General features: G+C 68.7%; 12 protein-coding genes, 2 tRNA genes and 1 pseudogene. 10 read left to right on the forward strand and 5 right to left on the reverse strand.

Translation table 11 applies throughout. From position 1 onward, the window contains the following. Positions 1–429: 429 nt before the first annotated feature. The 3 genes from fdxA to MSPGM_RS19550 all read left to right on the forward strand — a co-directional run bounded on the left by fdxA (position 430) and on the right by MSPGM_RS19550 (position 3,033). A complete protein-coding gene (fdxA, locus tag MSPGM_RS19540) occupies positions 430–768 on the forward strand; it encodes a ferredoxin FdxA (RefSeq protein WP_003599509.1) in 339 nt (112 codons plus the stop codon). A 519-nt stretch (positions 769–1,287) separates the two neighbouring features. Then, a complete protein-coding gene (locus MSPGM_RS19545; RefSeq protein ID WP_003599510.1) occupies positions 1,288–1,878 on the forward strand; it encodes a CarD family transcriptional regulator in 591 nt (196 codons plus the stop codon). A 282-nt stretch (positions 1,879–2,160) separates the two neighbouring features. Beyond that, positions 2,161–3,033: an RNA polymerase factor sigma-32 gene (locus MSPGM_RS19550; protein WP_003599511.1), complete on the forward strand. Its 873-nt coding sequence runs from the start codon at positions 2,161–2,163 to the stop codon at positions 3,031–3,033. A gap of 451 nt (positions 3,034–3,484) precedes the next feature. Here MSPGM_RS19550 and MSPGM_RS25540 read toward each other — a convergent pair. Next, positions 3,485–3,714 (reverse strand): annotated as a pseudogene (locus MSPGM_RS25540) (IS5/IS1182 family transposase); the annotation flags it as partial. Positions 3,715–4,115: 401 nt separating this feature from the next. Here MSPGM_RS25540 and MSPGM_RS19560 point away from each other — a divergent pair. The 4 genes from MSPGM_RS19560 (at position 4,116) to MSPGM_RS19575 (ending at position 5,387) form a co-directional block, all read left to right on the forward strand. After that, positions 4,116–4,192 (forward strand) — tRNA-Pro (locus MSPGM_RS19560). Positions 4,193–4,238: 46 nt separating this feature from the next. Then, positions 4,239–4,315 (forward strand) — tRNA-Arg (locus MSPGM_RS19565). A 575-nt stretch (positions 4,316–4,890) separates the two neighbouring features. After that, positions 4,891–5,055 carry a hypothetical protein gene (locus MSPGM_RS19570; RefSeq protein WP_015857315.1) on the forward strand — a complete coding sequence of 55 codons (165 nt, stop codon included), beginning with the start codon at positions 4,891–4,893 and terminating at the stop codon, positions 5,053–5,055. An 80-nt stretch (positions 5,056–5,135) separates the two neighbouring features. After that, positions 5,136–5,387 (forward strand): UDP-N-acetyl glucosamine 2-epimerase, encoded by a 252-nt coding sequence (locus MSPGM_RS19575; RefSeq protein ID WP_015857316.1) that lies wholly within the window; start codon positions 5,136–5,138, stop codon positions 5,385–5,387. A gap of 78 nt (positions 5,388–5,465) precedes the next feature. Here MSPGM_RS19575 and trmFO read toward each other — a convergent pair whose 3' ends face one another. Beyond that, complete coding sequence (gene trmFO, locus MSPGM_RS19580; RefSeq protein ID WP_043707097.1) at positions 5,466–6,890, reverse strand: methylenetetrahydrofolate--tRNA-(uracil(54)-C(5))-methyltransferase (FADH(2)-oxidizing) TrmFO; 1,425 nt, start codon at positions 6,888–6,890, stop codon at positions 5,466–5,468. 292 nt (positions 6,891–7,182) lie between these two features. Between trmFO and MSPGM_RS19585 the strand changes: the two genes are divergently transcribed. Further along, positions 7,183–8,805 (forward strand): calcium-binding protein, encoded by a 1,623-nt coding sequence (locus MSPGM_RS19585; protein ID WP_003599550.1) that lies wholly within the window; start codon positions 7,183–7,185, stop codon positions 8,803–8,805. 38 nt (positions 8,806–8,843) lie between these two features. Here MSPGM_RS19585 and MSPGM_RS19590 read toward each other — a convergent pair whose 3' ends face one another. Further along, positions 8,844–9,818: a S1C family serine protease gene (locus tag MSPGM_RS19590; protein ID WP_003599551.1), complete on the reverse strand. Its 975-nt coding sequence runs from the start codon at positions 9,816–9,818 to the stop codon at positions 8,844–8,846. Positions 9,819–10,258: 440 nt separating this feature from the next. Between MSPGM_RS19590 and MSPGM_RS19595 the strand changes: the two genes are divergently transcribed. Together MSPGM_RS19595 and MSPGM_RS19600 are read left to right on the forward strand one after the other, a co-directional pair. Then, a complete protein-coding gene (locus MSPGM_RS19595; protein WP_003599554.1) occupies positions 10,259–10,813 on the forward strand; it encodes a sigma-70 family RNA polymerase sigma factor in 555 nt (184 codons plus the stop codon). Beyond that, positions 10,810–11,589 carry an anti-sigma factor domain-containing protein gene (locus MSPGM_RS19600; RefSeq protein WP_012255078.1) on the forward strand — a complete coding sequence of 260 codons (780 nt, stop codon included), beginning with the start codon at positions 10,810–10,812 and terminating at the stop codon, positions 11,587–11,589. The genes MSPGM_RS19595 and MSPGM_RS19600 overlap by 4 nt, the downstream gene beginning before the upstream one ends. A 166-nt stretch (positions 11,590–11,755) precedes the next feature. Here the strand turns inward: MSPGM_RS19600 and MSPGM_RS19605 are convergent, their stop codons facing one another. Then, a complete protein-coding gene (locus tag MSPGM_RS19605; protein WP_015952163.1) occupies positions 11,756–12,697 on the reverse strand; it encodes a transporter in 942 nt (313 codons plus the stop codon). Positions 12,698–13,250: 553 nt separating this feature from the next. Next, complete coding sequence (uvrA, locus tag MSPGM_RS19610; protein ID WP_015857318.1) at positions 13,251–16,340, reverse strand: excinuclease ABC subunit UvrA; 3,090 nt, start codon at positions 16,338–16,340, stop codon at positions 13,251–13,253. Positions 16,341–16,656: the final 316 nt, after the last annotated feature.

Raw genomic sequence — 16,656 nt, forward strand, 5'->3', positions numbered from 1 at the left:
CCGCACGGGCCTCAGCGTGGCATAACATTCGACGTACAGAGTGCGGCCAAGGTTGCCCGCTGGACAAGCTCGATTGTCAAAGACAGTAAAATTAACCAACGACTAAGACTACGCAGATCTAAACATTCAGCTTCGACTTCACATTTCAGCCGCCAAGCGGGATTGCACCGGATCAAAGACGCAGGCGGAGGCGTTGCCGAAAAACCCTTCGCACCGCGCAGGGGAGGGCGGGCGACAAGGCGCGCTTGTCAGCCCATCGGCCAAGGGCTAGAGCGCTTCCAAATCGGGCGGCGGCGGCGCCCGGGACGCTTGAAACCGCCGCACGAGGGGATCGCATCCGCAAGCGGGCGACGGGCCGGTGAGGAGCGCGCCCGCCCCTGCCCAGGCAAGCCCCCACCCAGGCAAGCGGATTTAAGGACCGAACGGCCCATGACCTACGTCGTCACCGACAACTGCATCAAGTGCAAGTACATGGACTGCGTCGAGGTGTGCCCCGTGGATTGCTTCTACGAGGGCGAAAACATGCTCGTCATCCACCCCGACGAATGCATCGATTGCGGCGTCTGCGAACCGGAATGCCCCGCCGAGGCGATCAAGCCCGACACCGAGGGCGATCTGGAGAGCTGGCTGAAGCTCAACGCCGACTACGCCAAGACCTGGCCCAACATCACCCAGAAGAAGGACGCCCCCTCCGACGCCAAGCAGTGGGATGGCGTGAGCGGCAAGCTGGAGGCCCATTTCTCGCCCAATCCCGGCTCCGGCGACTGAGATCCTCCGCCGTGCGCCCACGGGCAGCACGGCGGGACAGGCCCTGGAACCGCGGCGGCGTCTCGTCGCAGGCGGTTCATCCGGGGCGATGACCCAAACGCACCACGGCCTCCCTCGAAAGATCCACCGGAAGCTCCGGCGACGCTCTTTTCGGCTGACGAAAAACCTTCGATCCTCCCCTGCGGAGACGCGCTCGCGCGCCGGCAATCCTTTGATTCGCCGGCCTGTTCGTGTTACATAAGGGCTCGCCGTCGCTCACGCCCGATGCGCCCCTCCTGATCGCCCTCAAAGCGAGTTCCATCTTCCTGGAAAAGAGGCTGGCTGCAATCGACCGCCGGAAGCATCTCGCTCCCGGTGGGTGCCTTCGTGTGGTGTGAGCAACGCGAGAGCCCGGGAACCGGCCAGCGCCTCAATGGCGCGCCGCCGGACAGAGGCATGCGCCGGGTGTCCCGCCCCGGAGGTGACGAGCGTGCGGGCGTGGACGCGCCCCGCGTGGATGACAGTGGAGGCTCATTCCGCATGACCACAGCCAAGAAGACGACGGTAGCAGGCCGCCAAGGCTTCAAGACCGGCGAGGCGGTCGTGTATCCGGCGCACGGCGTCGGGCGGATCACCGCGATCGAAGAGCAGGAGATCGCGGGCTACAAGCTCGAACTGTTCGTCGTCTCGTTCGAAAAGGACAAGATGGTCCTGCGCGTTCCCACCGCGAAGGCCAACAGCGTCGGCATGCGCAAGCTCGCCGAGCCGGAACTCGTCAAGAAGGCCCTCGACGTGCTGACCGGCCGCGCCCGCATCAAGCGCACGATGTGGTCGCGCCGCGCCCAGGAATACGAGGCCAAGATCAATTCCGGCGACCTGATCTCGGTCACCGAAGTGGTGCGCGACCTCTTCCGCTCCGAGGCCCAGCCCGAGCAGTCCTACAGCGAGCGTCAGCTCTACGAGGCCGCCCTGGACCGCGTCGTGCGCGAGATCTCCTCGGTGAACAAGATCACCGAGACCGAAGCGCTCAAACTGATCGAGCAGAGCCTCGCGAAATCGCCGCGCCGCGCCAAGGCCGATGCGGAAGCCGATGCCGAAGGCGAGGACGACGTGCAGGAAGAGGCCGCCTGAGACGGCTTCCGTCAGCGAATCAGATCGCTGCACGATTCGCATGTGTGAACCAGAGGGCTCGGCGCCACGCCGGGCCCTTTTTTCATGCGCCGCCCGTACAGCTCTTGACCCTTTCGCCTCCGACGCCACGCGCCCGTAGGGAACAAGCGTCGCACGGATGTGTTGTGCCTCTGCCACGGAGGGCTTGCCCCATGGTCCTGTCCGGCATGTCGCCGACCGACGGGACGGAGCGAGCGGATCCGAAACGCTCGAACCAAGAATGCTCGAACGAGAGAGGCGGGGATGGCAGAGATCGCGGGGATGCGGCGTCAGTTCATTCGAACAGCGATGGAGGCGCCGTTCCTTGCGAGGGATGAAGAGCGTGGTTTGGCGGTGGCCTGGAAGGAGGCGCGCGACGAGCGCGCCCTGCACCGTCTGATCTCCGCGCATATGCGCCTTGTGATCGCGCTTGCCGGCCGGTTCCGCCATTACGGCTTGCCGATGGCCGATCTCGTGCAAGAGGGCCATGTCGGCCTGATGGAGGCCGCCGCCCGGTTCGAGCCGGAACGCGAAGTCCGCTTCTCCACTTACGCCACGTGGTGGATCCGCGCCTCGATCCAGGACTACATCCTGCGCAACTGGTCGATCGTGCGCGGCGGAACGAGTTCCGCGCAGAAGGCCCTGTTCTTCAACCTGCGCCGCCTGCGCGCCCGGCTGATGCAATCGACCGAGGAGCAGGTCGGCTCTGAGATCCACGGACGGATCGCCACCGCAATCGGCGTCTCACGCGAGGACGTGGCGCTGATGGATGCGCGCCTCTCGGGCCCCGACATGTCGCTGAACGCCCCGGTCGGCGAGGAGAGCGAGGCGTCCTCCGAGCGCATGGACTTCCTGGTCGACAACGCTGCTCTGCCCGATGAAACGGTCTCGGCCCTGGTCGATGGCGAACGGCGTCTCATCTGGCTGCGGCAGGCCCTGACGGTGCTCTCCGAACGCGAGCTCCGGATCCTGCGGGAACGGCGCCTCGCCGAGGATCAGGCGACGCTGGAAGCGCTGGGCCACCGCCTCGGCATCTCGAAGGAGCGCGTCCGGCAGATCGAGAACCGCGCCCTGGAGAAGCTGCGTCGGGCGCTCGCCGAGAAGTTCCCGCAGGCACCGAGCAGCGTCTACGCCTGATTGATCGAGGCAGGTTTGCTCTAGGGCGGCACAGGCGTGCCGCCCTTTCGCGTTTCAGAATGCGATCAGAGGTAAGCGCCGACCGCTCGACGGACCAAGCCGTCCGGTTCCGCCGCATGGATCGCCGGAAATGCTGGCAGGCATGGCTGCGAGCCGCCTTGTCGTGACGAAGGAGATCCGGCGTCGCCGGCAGGCTCCAGTCCGGCTGCACGCGCCGGAGGCGGCCCGTGGAGGCGTTGCGACCGACGCCGAGCCCTCGGACAGCCCTCGCCCTGCCGCCGCACAGCGCTGGGCCAGGCTCGGCGATTTGCCAGCATCTACCTGGGTACTTTGAGGTCAGAGGGCAGCCGGACGCGCTTGTGGCAGCGGGGGGACATCGCACGGGCAGGACGAGGCCGGCGAACTGTCGGCCGATGATCGCCTGCCGCACGACGGCACGGCATCACGAGGGCGCCATCGGCGGGCCGTCATGCCGATTGGCGCCCGTCAGCCTCAGGCCGAGCGGCGCGCCGCACGCCTCGGTGGCGAGGTGGCGCTTCGTGCCCGGCATGCCCCAGTCCGTTGGGTTCGGGCGGCTGACAGGGCTGCCCCTCTTTGGCCGTGACGACGGGCTTCGACCCGACGCACCCGGCTCCGGTCGATCTTACCGGCCGCGTGCCAGTGGCGCAGACGGCGCCAGCAATCGTGCCGCAGGGCGAGACGCGGACGCTGTTCAGCCCCTGCCAAGCCGGCGACCCGCCTCAAGCTCGACGCGCCCATCACCGGTCACGGCAGGGCCGCGCAATGGGGTGTCACGCGATCGCGCAGATGCCAGCCGTCCCAACCATGGCGCCCAGGCTCGACAGGGAACCGGCTCGCGAGGAACGCGTCGGGCCACGACCCGGCCTTGGCGTGATGCCGCCGGGCAAAATGGGAATTTTTAAATATCCATGTTTGTCAGCATCTTACTCGGAAATTCGCCGAATCTTGAGCGCGAAAAGCCGTCCTATCTGCGCAATAAGGGCCATGAAGCGCCCCGACCCGCTTGCGACCACGAAAAGTGCCGGCTATAAGCCCGCTCGTCGGCCCTCGGGGGCCGGCATCGGAGTGTAGCGCAGTCTGGTAGCGCACCACGTTCGGGACGTGGGGGTCGCAGGTTCAAATCCTGCCACTCCGACCAAGCAAGAAGAGGAACGCCCCCTCAAGGGCGTCAAGAAGTAAAAAAGGCGCCCGTAGCTCAGCTGGATAGAGCACCAGACTACGAATCTGGGGGTCAGAGGTTCGAATCCTTTCGGGCGCGCCATCTACTCTTCTGCTAGACAAGAGTTTTCCTCTTTGATGCCTTCGGCGTCGGGGTTACGGCTTGCAGATGGTTTGCAAGTTCCGTTCGCGGTGAGTTCTCCCAATCGAAGTTTGTTTGGTCCGCTAGCGCTCTCGTGCGAGCGAGGTGGCGGTCCAAAATCACGGTCACCGTCTTGAGCGAGTGGCCTGTGATGGTCGCGATCGGCTGCGGGCTGCCTCCGGCCTCCGACAGCATCGTTACGGCCGTTCCGCACAGGTCGCGGACGTGCAGGGCGGCGGTCTCGTCGAGCCCTGGCAGGGCGATGCTCCCAACAACGGTCTCCGTCGCCTCCTCCCAGAGTCGGGCGAAGTTCCTTTACTGGAAGGCGCGATCGGTCTTCGTCGTCAGGATCAGCAGCGACCTGCGCTCCATACCATCCAGCATGCGCCGGAGCGCTCGCGTGCAGGGATCGTGACCATCGCGCCAATCGGCCGCCGCGGGCGCTCTTGCCCTGCCTGAGCGTGATTGCGCTGCCATCGTAGGCCGACCAGGGCAGGCGCAGGATGCCGGCCTGGCGCGGTCCGGTGTGGAGGGCAATGATCGGCGCGCTGCGGCTCGATCGTCGCCACGCGCATGAAGGCGTCGATTGGCTCGGGCAGCCGGACGATCCTGGCTCGGTCGGCACGGTACAGCCGCTTCAAACCGCGAATGTGGTTCGCCTGGATCCGGCCGTTCTACTGACCCTGAGTCAGCATAGCTGAAATGACGGACAGGCGATTGCCCGCCTCGTGCTCGCCTGACGAGCGCGCCAGTCGAGGCGGCCCTGCTCGACCTGCCGGCGGTGACCTTCCGCGACCCGCATGAGCGGCCCGAGGGCATGGATGCCGGCACGCTGATCGTGGCGCCGCTCGGCAAGGTCGATCTGGTCGAGGCGGTGCGGGCCGTGCGCGACGGTTATGGTGAGGGCCGCCGCTTCGCCGGCGCCGTGCCGGATTACCAGGGCGGCGCGGTTTCGACCAAGGTCGTGCGGATCGTCCTGTCCTACATCGATCAGGTCAACCACACCGTCTGGTCGAAGCCCGGCCCCTTCTGACATCCCAAGTTTCCAAAGGGCCTCACGGCCCTTTGGCGGGTGTTCAGGGCCGCGCCCTGAAGCCGGCGGAGCCGCTCTCTACTCCGCCGCGTGCGGAAGTCGCTCACCCGTCATCCAGGCAGCGAGGTCTTCCCGCGCCCGGTCAGTCAGCGCGCGCTTCTTGAGCGCCGCCTTCTCGGGCCCGCGCAGGCGCTTGCCGGTCTCGTTGCGGGGCATCTGCGCCAGTGGCGGAAACAGCCCGAAATTCACGTTCATCGGCTGGAACGAGCGCGGCGCGTTGCGCTCCGCCTCCTCGGGCGCCTCGACATGGCCGCCGGTGATGTGGCCGATGAGCGCCCCGAGCGCGGTCGTCGGGGGCAGGGGGGCGAGCGTCTGCCCCTCTGCTTCGGCGAGCGCGTAGCGGCCGGCCATCAGCCCGACCGCGGCGCTCTCGACGTAACCCTCGCATCCGGTGATCTGGCCGGCGAAGCGGAGCTGGGGCCGTGCCTTCAGCCGCAGGGTCGCGTCGAGCAGGCGCGGGCTGTCGAGATAGGTGTTGCGGTGCAGGCCGCCGAGCCGGGCGAACTCGGCATTCTCCAGCCCCGGAATCGTGCGGAAGACGCGGACCTGCTCGGCGTGGCGCAGCTTGGTCTGGAAGCCCACCATGTTGAATAGGGTGCCCAGCGCATTGTCCTGGCGCAGTTGGACGATGGCGTAGGCCTTCACCGTCGGGTTGTGCGGGTTGGTGAGCCCGACCGGCTTCATCGGCCCGTGGCGCAGGGTCTCGGGCCCGCGCTCGGCCATCACCTCGATCGGCAGGCAGCCGTCGAAATAGGGGGTCGAGGCCTCCCATTCCTTGAACGCCGTCTTCTCGCCCGCGATCAGCGCGGCGACGAAGGCCTCGTACTGCTCCCGGTCCATCGGGCAGTTGAGGTAGTCCGCCCCCGTGCCGCCGGGGCCGGCCTTGTCGTAGCGGGACTGGAACCACGCCTTGCCCATGTCGATCGAGTCGCGGTGGACGATCGGGGCGATGGCGTCGAAGAAGGCGAGCGATTCCCGGCCCGTCAGCGTGCCGACGGCCTCGGCCAGCGCCGGGGAGGTGAGGGGGCCGGTGGCGAGGATGGTCGAACCCCAGTCCTCGGGGGGAAGGCCGGCGACCTCCTCGCGGACGATGGTGATGTTGGGGTGTTCCTCCAGCGCCGCGGTGACGGCCCGCGAAAACCCCTCGCGATCGACGGCGAGCGCCCCGCCCGCGGGCACTTGGTGGGCGTCGGCCGTGCGCATGATCAGCGAGTCGAGGCTGCGCATCTCCTGATGCAGCAGGCCGACGGCGTTGCCGTTCGCGTCGTCCGAGCGGAAGGAATTGGAGCAGACCAGTTCGGCCAGCCCGTCGGTGTGGTGGGCATCGGTGGCGCGAACGGGCCGCATCTCATGCAGCACGACCGTGCGGCCGCCCTGGGCAACCTGCCAGGCCGCTTCGGAACCGGCGAGGCCACCGCCGACGATATGGATCGGGTTCGTCATCGCAACGGAATAGAACCCCGCGGCCGCGCGATCAATGCGGGCGGGCACCGCAGGCGAGGCGGGGCGCCGCCGGCGCGAAGGACAGGATGCGCGCCATCGCCGCGTCGGCCAAGCGCGCACCGGACGCGCTCAGTGAAACCGGCCCCTCTCCCGAACCGGCGCAACCGCTCCGGAAGACTTAAGCCGCAATTGCTCGCGGGTGCCACATCGCGGCCGAGACAGGCAAACCGCGCCGGCGGTACCGTGAGCCCCCATCCCCGATATCCGGGCCGGACAAGCGGAGCGGACGGCAATGGCGATCTCTCCCGACGGGGCGCTGCCCTACTTCGTGTATGACGGCTACCTCGTCTCGCTCTATCCGTGGCAGGGTCAGCACGTCGCGCTCCTGACATCGGCCAACGATCTCGACGGCGATGTCATGCAGGACATCCTGAACAGGATCGACGCCGCCTACGAGGTCTACCTCGCCATCACCGGGCAGGCTCCGGCCACGTACAGAGCCTATAACGGCCTGCTCACGATCGCCGAGGTGCCCACGGCGCTCGGAGGCGCGGCGAACGCGATCGGCTTTCTCGGAGCCACCGGCATCGAGCTCACGACCGGCGCGTTCGATCAGCTCTACGCCGGCGCGGCCGAAGGCGGCACCTTCGATCAGACGGTCTTCTACGAACTCGGGCGGAACTTCTGGTTCTACGGCCCGCAACTCGGGACCGTGGATGCCTTCGTCACGGGGTTCGCGATCGCCAACCGGTTCGTGTCGATGCAGGAGGCCGGCATCCCCGGCAGCGCGTTCGGTGCCCTGCCGTTCGACGAATTCAAGCAGTCCATCCTCGAAGACCTTGCGCAGACCTTCTTCGGGGAGGCGGGCACGACGCTCGCCAACACCCTCGGCGCGGCGACCGGCGTTCCGAACCCCAACAATTGGGGGGCGGCCGACCTCGCCGCCGCCCTGCTCACCCAAGTCTACGAGGATCTCGGCTTTGATGCCTATGCGCGCTTCTATCAGGAACTCGCCGGCCGTCCCGCCGCGGGCACGCCGGAAGCGGTTTTCGGCAATCTGGTCGCCGCCGCGAGCCAGGCCACCGGGATCGATTACGGCTTCCTGAACAAGCCCGAGGGCGTCGCCTACGTCGTCGGCGGCCGGGGCGACGACCGGCTCGAGGCCGACGGGAGCGGCAATCCGGTCCTGGGCTTTGCCGGCGACGACACGCTCATCGGCACGGCCGGCGCCGACCGGCTGTTCGGCGATGCGGGCGACGACGTCCTGCGCGGCGGCGGCGGCCGCGATCAGCTCGTGGGCGGGGCCGGTGACGACACCTACTTCGTCGACACGCCCGGCGACCAAGTGTTCGAGGGCAGGGGGCAGGGCACCGACCGGCTCGTCGCGACGAGCGCCTACACGCTGGCCGCCGGCCAGGAGATCGAGATCCTGCAGCTCGCCAAGAGTACCGGATGCGCGCCGCTGTCCCTCACCGGAAACGCCTTCGGCCAGCGCCTGATCGGCAATGCCGGCGACAACGGGCTCGACGGCGGCGGCGGTGACGACAGCCTCGCGGGCGGCCTCGGCGCCGACCGGCTCACGGGCGGAGCCGGTGCCGACACCTTCGTGTTCGATGCCCGGCTCGGCCGCGGCAACGTCGATCACGTCAGGGACTTCGCGTCACAGGACGACGTGTTCCACCTCGACCACGCGGTCTTCTCGGGCCTCGACACCGGGGCGCTGGCGCCTGAGCAGTTCAAGAACCTCGGTCCGGCTAAGGCGATCAAGGCGGATGCCGACGACCGCATCCTCTACAAGCAGAAGACGGGCGAGCTGTTCTACGACGCCGACGGCAGCGGCCGGAAAGAGGCCGTCCTGGTCGCGGTGCTCGATAATCACGCCGCCCTCGACCACACGGATTTCCTCATCGTGTGATCCAGGGGTGATCCCGTCTGCCGGGCACGAAGCACGGGTCAGTGCAGCTTCGGCCCGATCAGGAACCGCTCGCGATCGACCGAGGTCAGCGCGAGCCGGGTCAGGCGCCCGTCCCGGTTGACCGTGAGGGGGACGCGCACCCCCGCCTCCCCGAGGGCCCAGACCTGCCGGAAGAAGCCGGCGAGGTCGGCGACCGGCTCACCCGCCACTTCGGTCAGCACGTCGCCCGCGCGCAGGTCGGCGGCCTCCGCCGGGCCCCTGTCGGCGGTCCCCATCACCACGACGCCGTCCTCGGTCTCCGTGGCGTAGAGGCCGAGCCAGGGGCGGGGCGGGCGGTCGGCCCGGCCGCGGGTCTCGAGATCGGTCAGGATCGGCGGCAGGAGTTCGATCGGCACGACCATGTTGATCGCCCGGCCCGCCCCCGTGCCGCCCTGCTGGAGCTGAAGCGAGCCGATGCCGACCAGCGCGCCGTCGGGCCCGATCAGGGCGGTGCCGCCCCAATGCGGGTGGGCGGGGGTGGTAAACAGGGCGTCGTCGAGGACGTACTCCCAGTAGCCGGCGAATTCCTGCCGGGCGACGAGTTCGACCGCGAGGCTGTGCGAGCGTCCGCCCGCCCCCGCGATCACCGCCCGCTCGCCGACCTTCAGCGTATCCGAGCGCCCGAGCCTCAGAGCGGGCAGGCCGAGGCGACCGAGCGCCTGGACGAGGCCGAAGCCGGTCTCCCCGTCATAGCCGACGACGTGGGCCGGCACCGAGCGCCCGTCATGGGTGGTGAGCCAGACGCTCTCGGCCTCCAGCACGAGGTAGCCGATGGTGAGCACCAGCCCGTCCTCGCGGATCACCACGCCGTTGCCCGCCCGCTCGGTGCCGAGCGTCTCCGCCGTGAAGGCCTCTGCCGGCACCCGCGAGGAGAGGGACACGACCGAAGTCAGCGCCCGCTCCAGATCGTAGGCGTAGTCGCCGGCCTTCGGCTGCAGGGCGGCCGGAATCCTGAATTCGCCGTGCGCGGACATGTTCTGCGATTTCCCTGCGCCCCACTCCGCCGCCGCCCGTGGACCGACTTGTGCGGAAACGGCGGCCGCCGGGGCGGCCGCATCCGTCTCCCGTCCGCAAGGTTCGCCGGGCTGCGCTTCCGACACAGATAGGCGGCGCATCTCGCGCCGACACCCGCCCGACGCCGCGTCGAAAGGCACCGGCGCCGGGGCCCGGCACTGCGCCCTCCCGCTTTCGCCCCGAACGAGCGCTCTTGCCGCCGCGAAACCGCCGAAACGGCTTCGCGATTACCCTGCCGGGGCCGTAACGGCCTGTGGTGCGTCGGCAAAGCCTCCGATAGGGTGCCGCTCCCTGTCCTGCCGCGCTGAGCGCCCGGCGGACGCTTCCCATCCAGACGCCCCGGAACCATGCCGCGTCCTCCGACGACCTCCCTCCGCGCCGCGTCCGCCGGGAACGGGCCGTGACGCCGCACGACGGAGACCTGGCCGGGCTGCTGGACCGCGTCGCCCGCCGGGACGTGGCCGCCCTGCGGGCGCTCTACGACCGGACCGCGCCGAAACTTTTCGGGATCATCCTGCGTATCCAACGAGACCGGAGCCTCGCCGAGGACGTGCTTCAGGATGTCTACCTGAAGCTTTGGCAATCGGCGGGCTCCTACGCGCCCTCGGCCGGGGCCCCGCTTCCGTGGCTGTGTACGATCGCGCGCAACCGGGCCATCGACGGCCTGCGCCGCCGGAGCGAGGTTCCGATGCCGTCTGGTGACAGCGGGGAGGCCTGGATGGAGCGCCTCGTCGCCCCGACCGACGAGGAAGGCGCCTTCCTCGACCGCGAGGCGCTCGTCGCCTGCCTGTCCCGGCTCGATCCGACCCAGCGCGACTGCGTCGTGCTGGCTTATTGCGAGGGCTGGTCCCGCGAGGAACTCGCCGAACGCTTCGAGCGGCCCGTCAACACCGTGAAGACCTGGCTGCACCGGACGCTGGCCGCCCTGAAATCCTGCCTGGAGCATATCGCGTGAGCGGCGGGAGCGGCAGACCGGAACCGGCGGAACGCGACCTGCGGGCGGCCGAGTACGTGCTCGGCACCCTCGATGCGGGGGAGCGCGCCGCGTTCGAATTGGAGCGGGCGGTCGATCCGGCCACCGAGGCGGCCGTGAGCGCCTGGGAGCGGCGTCTCGCCCCGCTCGCGCGCGCCGTGCCCGCAATCGAGCCGCCGGCCCATATCTGGCAGGAGATCGCCCGAGAGATCGCTCAAGAGAGGGAGCACGGCACCGCCGCGGGCGATCCCGCCCCCCGGCCGGACCAGGCCGGCGCCGCCAACGACAACCGCCTGCGCGACCTGCGGCGGCAACTCCGGCTCTGGCGCTTCACCGCGGCGGGGGCGGGGCTCGTCGCCGCCGGCCTCGCGCTGGTCGTGCTCACCGGCGCGCCGCGGCCCGGCGGGGAGCGAGCGGGCGGCGCGGGGGAGGGCCGCTACGTCGCCGTGGTCACGAGCGCGGGCGACCTGCCGGCCCTGATCGTCAGCGTCGACACCGAAGCCGCCACCGCCCGGGTCCGGCCGGTGGCGGCGCAGGCGCCGGCCGGCCGCAGCCTGGAACTCTGGTATGTCGGGCCGGGCGCCGCCCCGAAGCCGATCGGCCTCGTCGAAGGCGAGGCCACCCGCATCCGCCTGCCGCCGGAGGCCGGTCGCGGCGGGGACGGCGTCATCGCCGTATCGGTCGAGCCGCCGGGCGGCTCACCCACCGGCAAGCCCACCGGGCAGGTGATCTACACCGGCAAGCTGATCCGGGAATAGGACGCGCGGGCCCCCCACCGGGGCCGCGCCGTTCCGGTATCCGGGCGATTCTCACGCTCAAGCATCGTCCCGAAACGGACGAAGCCGCCCAGCCTTGCGGCGGGACGGCTTCGTGACCTTGAACAGACCGGGGACGCGATGGGCGCCCCCGATCGGATCGATCAGCTCAGTACTTGCGAACGAGCGGGGCCGGAGCCGGGGCCGGAGCGGCCGCCGGGGTGTAGAGCGGGGCCACGATGCGGAACCAGCCATCGGTGCTCTCGCGCACGCCAGCCGTGGTCACGACGTCGCGGGCGACGTAGGCCTGAACCGAGAACGGTCCGAAGTCGTAGCCGATGAGGCCGCCGAGGGCGAACCGGCCACCGCGACCGATGCGGCTGGTCGGGTCGTTCACGAAGGCGAGCAGGTTCGGGTCGAGGTTGACCGTGCCGTAGCCGATGGCGCCGATCTCGAACTTGCCGAACTTCTTGGTCGCGGTCAGGTCGAGGTTGAACGCGTCCGAGATCTGCACCGGGCCGAAGAAGCCGGGGATGCCGTTGCGGCCATCGAAGCGGCTGGGCGAGTCGTAGAAGTTGTAGGTCAGGTTGGCGGTCAGGTTCCAGCCGTCGCCGGTGTAGCTGACGGCACCGCCGACACGGTAGGTGTTGGAGGCCAGGATGTTCAGACCACCGCCGCGACCGGCGTTGAGCTCGTTGAGGTACGAACCGCCGAGCAAGCTGACGCCGATGTTGCCGCCGAGATCGAACGCCCAGATCGCGCCGACGAAGGTGCCGACGTTGATCGAGGTGTCACGGCCGCCGGCAGCGCGGCTGAAGGTGAACACCGTCGGGGGGGCCACGACGAACTCGAGGCGGCCGCCGAAGGGCACGTAGGGGGTCGCCCACACGAGGATCGGGATGTTGACGGCGGTGTCGACCGCGGTCGCGTTCGGGCCATCCGGGCTGCGGTAGGTGAAGGTGTTGATGGCGTAGATGCCCTCGGGGAGCGGCGCGCCAACGGCCAGACCGACCTGCTCACCGGGAACCGTGGTCGTCTGCGCCTGGGCGACGGTCGTCGTCATTCCGGCCGTGAGCGCAATGGCGCCCGCAGCGAGCCAGTTCTTCATCATTTTTCTCGTTCCTTCCCAAGGATTCAGGCGTCCGCCCCGTAGCGCCTGCATCGCCGCTCGCCTCCCTCTCTCCCCGGAGTGGATGGCTGGTGTGATGCCGGTGCCCCCTACGGCCGCACCTCAAGTCTCGACGTCGGGAACTATTCTACAGACCGACCGCGAAAGACAGGGGATTGCCTCCAATCTCGGCAGTTCGGACCCTACCGTTGCGCAAAAGCCGCATTTTTGCTGCGGAGCAACCAAGGGCTTAACGATCTCTTAACGCTGTCCATCTTGGACGAACGCGATCCCGCGAACCGGATTCAGGCGAAATAGTACATTATCGTCAAGTCATTGGCCGGGGCATCCGGCCGGGATTTTCCGGCAGAAGGGGCCGGGCAGTTGCGCAAGTGCGAAGGCGGGTTTCGGGCTCGCCCGGCACCGACGGCGCCGTCCCCGGAGAGCGGACGGCCCGGCTCCGCCGACCGAATCGCCCGCTCGGCCCGGCCCCCCGGCCGCGCAGGAACCCGTCGCTATCAGGTTGCGCCGGCCCGCCCGCTTCGGCCGGCGCGCCCTATTCGGCAGCCTGCCGGCCCGCGGCGTTGCTGCGGCGGCCCGATGCGGCGCCCGCCTTCGCCTTGGCCGCATCCTTGCCCGCGTCCTTGCCGGAGTCTTTGGCCGCGTCCTTGACGGCCTTCCCGGCCGGGCGGCGCGCCAGCACCTCGCGCAGGAAGCGCCCGGTATGGCTCGCCGTGCTCGCGGCGATCTCCTCAGGCGTGCCCTGCGCCACGACGCGGCCGCCGCCGTCGCCGCCCTCGGGGCCCATGTCGATCACCCAATCGGCGGTCTTGATGACCTCCAGATTGTGCTCGATCACCACGACGGTGTTGCCCTGATCGACCAGCTCGTGGAGCACCTCCATCAGCTTGGCGACATCGTGGAAGTGCAGGCCGGTGGTCGGCTCGTCGAGGATGTAGAGGGTGCGGCCGGTGGCGCGCTTCGACAGCTCCTTGGAGAGCTTCACCCTTTGCGCCTCGCCGCCCGAAAGCGTGGTCGCCTGCTGGCCGACGCGGACGTAGTGCAGGCCGACGCGGGCCAGCGTCTCCATCTTTTCGCGGATCGACGGCACGGCCTTGAACAGGTCGGCGGCCTCCTCGACGGTCATGTCGAGTACGTCGGCGATGGACTTGTTGCGGTAGCGCACCTCCAGCGTCTCGCGGTCGTAGCGCTTGCCCTTGCACACGTCGCAGGTGACGTAGACGTCGGGCAGGAAGTGCATCTCGATCTTGATGACGCCGTCGCCCGAGCAGGCCTCGCAGCGCCCGCCCTTCACGTTGAACGAGAAGCGCCCGGCCTGGTAGCCGCGGGCCTTGGCCTCGGGCAGGCCGGCGAACCAGTCGCGGATCGGGGTGAAGGCGCCGGTATAGGTCGCCGGGTTCGAGCGCGGGGTGCGGCCGATCGGCGACTGGTCGATGTCGATGACCTTGTCGAGATGCTCCAATCCCTCGATCCGCTCGAACGGGGCCGGGTGCTCCAGGGCGCCGTTGAGGCGCTTGGCCGCCGCCTTGTAGAGCGTGTCGATGATCAGCGTGGACTTGCCGCCGCCGGAGACACCGCTGATGCAGGTGAAGGTGCCGAGCGGGATCTCCGCCGTCACGTTCTTCAGGTTGTGGCCGCGCGCGCCGACCAGCCGCAGCATCCCGCGTCCGGGCTTGCGCCGGGCTTTCGGCGTCCGCACCGAGAGTTCGCCGGTGAGGTACTTCGCGGTCAGCGAAGCCGGATCCTTGAGAAGCTCCTCCGGCGTGCCCTGCGCGACGATCTCGCCGCCATGGATGCCGGCGCCCGGGCCGACATCGACCACGTAGTCGGCCTGGAGGATCGCGTCCTCGTCGTGCTCGACCACGATGACCGAGTTGCCCAGATCCCGCAGGCGCTTGAGCGTGCCGAGCAGCCGCTCGTTGTCGCGCTGGTGCAGGCCGATCGACGGCTCATCGAGCACGTAGAGCACGCCGGTCAGGCCCGAACCGATCTGCGAGGCCAACCGGATGCGCTGGCTCTCGCCGCCCGAGAGCGAGCCCGAGCCGCGGGCGAGCGTCAGGTATTCGAGGCCGACATCGACGAGGAAGGTCAGGCGGTCGCGGATCTCCTTGAGGATGCGGACCGCGATCTCGTTCTGCTTGTCCGTCAGCTTGCCCGAGATCTCCGAGAACCAGCGATGCGCCTCGCGCACCGACAGGGCGGTGACTTGGCCGATGTCCTGCCGGTCGATCTTGACCGCAAGCGCCTCGGGCTTGAGCCTTTTGCCGTCGCAGGCGGCGCAAGGGGTGGCGCTCATGAAGCGGCCGATTTCTTCACGAGAGGCGTCGCTCTCGGTCTCCTTGTAGCGCCGCTCCAGGTTCGGGATCACGCCCTCGAACGGCTTGTTGACCGAGTAGGAGCGCAGGCCGTCGTTGTAGTCGAAGCGCACCGACTCCTTGCCCGTGCCGAACAGGATCACCTCGCGGGCCTGTTCCGGCAGCGCCGACCACGCCACGGAGGTCTTGAAGCCGAAATGCTTGGCCAGGGCGTCGAGCGTCTGGTCGTAATAGGGTGAGGTCGATTTCGCCCAGGGGCCCACCGCGCCGCGCTTCAGGGTCAGCGCGGAATCGGAGATCACCAGCTCGGGGTCGATCCGCATCTCGTGGCCGATGCCGCCGCAGGTCGGGCAGGCGCCGAACGGGTTGTTGAACGAGAACAGCCGCGGCTCGATCTCGGGGATGGTGAAGCCGGAGACCGGGCAGGCGAAGCGCGACGAGAACGTGATCTTCTTCGGCGCCTCGCCCTCCGGCGCGTCGGCGAACTCGATGTCGGCGATACCGTCGGCGAGTTCGAGCGCGGTCTCGAAGGAGTCGGCCAGCCGCGCGGCGATGTCGTCGCGCACGACGATGCGGTCCACCACCACGTCGATGTCGTGCTTGAGCTTCTTGTCGAGCTTCGGCACGTCGTCGATCGCGTAGTACTCGCCGTCGATGCGAAGGCGCTGGAAGCCCTTCTTCTGGAACTCGGCGATCTCCTTGCGATACTCGCCCTTCCGCCCGCGGACCACGGGAGCGAGGAGATACAGCCGGGTCTTCTCCGGCAGTTCCAGCACCCGATCGACCATCTGGGAGACGGTCTGGCTCTCGATCGGCTCGCCGGTGGCGGGCGAGTAGGGGATGCCGACCCGCGCCCAGAGCAGGCGCATGTAATCGTAGATTTCGGTGACCGTGCCGACGGTGGAGCGCGGGTTCTTCGAGGTGGTCTTCTGCTCGATGGAGATGGCCGGCGAGAGCCCGTCGATCTGATCGACGTCGGGCTTGCTCATCATCTCCAGGAACTGGCGGGCATAGGCCGAGAGCGATTCGACGTAGCGGCGCTGGCCCTCCGCGTAGATCGTGTCGAAGGCGAGCGACGACTTGCCCGAACCCGACAGGCCGGTGAACACCACGAACCGGTCGCGGGGAATCGTCAGATCGACGTTCTTGAGATTGTGCTCGCGGGCGCCGCGCACCGAGATGACGCGGGTGTCGCGCGCGGCCGGGGCCGCCGCGTCGAACAGGGCCGAGAGCTGTGCGTCGGTCCGTTCCTCGGCCCTTCCCTTGGACTTGGCTGCGGTCTCAGGCTTGCGGGCTTTGGCTTTGGCCATGGACGACAAATTCTCTGCGACGATCCGGGCGCCCCGGTTGCGGCGCCCTCGCTCTCTGCTCGGGCGGGCAACGGGTGTGCCGCGCAGGAACAGTATCCGGGGACGGAGATGGGTTCCGGGCGGCGCGAAACCACTAGAACGGAACGGGTACGGCGGCAATGCCGGCCTATTGCGGCCGGTTTGCGGCCGCAACCTCCCCCTCGAACCGGCCGGACCGGCTCCCCTCCGACGGCCGTCGAAGCGCGGGTTCGTCTGCGCACATTCCGCTCCGATCGGCGCCCAAAAACACGCCATCCGCCGAAATAAGCATCAAGCA

Origin of the sequence: Methylorubrum sp. GM97 (assembly GCF_024347855.1) — a bacterium.
Classification (GTDB): Bacteria; Pseudomonadota; Alphaproteobacteria; order Rhizobiales; family Beijerinckiaceae; genus Methylobacterium; species Methylobacterium extorquens.

Bases quoted from the DNA above. Each gene is read 5' to 3' on its own strand.
- fdxA (WP_003599509.1), top strand. From the start codon at position 430: ATGACCTACGTCGTCACCGACAACTGCATCAAGTGCAAGTACATGGAC.
- MSPGM_RS19545 (WP_003599510.1), top strand. From the start codon at position 1,288: ATGACCACAGCCAAGAAGACGACGGTAGCAGGCCGCCAAGGCTTCAAG.
- MSPGM_RS19550 (WP_003599511.1), top strand. From the start codon at position 2,161: ATGGCAGAGATCGCGGGGATGCGGCGTCAGTTCATTCGAACAGCGATG.
- MSPGM_RS19570 (WP_015857315.1), top strand. From the start codon at position 4,891: ATGATCGGCGCGCTGCGGCTCGATCGTCGCCACGCGCATGAAGGCGTC.
- trmFO (WP_043707097.1), bottom strand. From the start codon at position 6,890: ATGACGAACCCGATCCATATCGTCGGCGGTGGCCTCGCCGGTTCCGAA.
- MSPGM_RS19585 (WP_003599550.1), top strand. From the start codon at position 7,183: ATGGCGATCTCTCCCGACGGGGCGCTGCCCTACTTCGTGTATGACGGC.
- MSPGM_RS19590 (WP_003599551.1), bottom strand. From the start codon at position 9,818: ATGTCCGCGCACGGCGAATTCAGGATTCCGGCCGCCCTGCAGCCGAAG.
- MSPGM_RS19605 (WP_015952163.1), bottom strand. From the start codon at position 12,697: ATGATGAAGAACTGGCTCGCTGCGGGCGCCATTGCGCTCACGGCCGGA.
- uvrA (WP_015857318.1), bottom strand. From the start codon at position 16,340: ATGGCCAAAGCCAAAGCCCGCAAGCCTGAGACCGCAGCCAAGTCCAAG.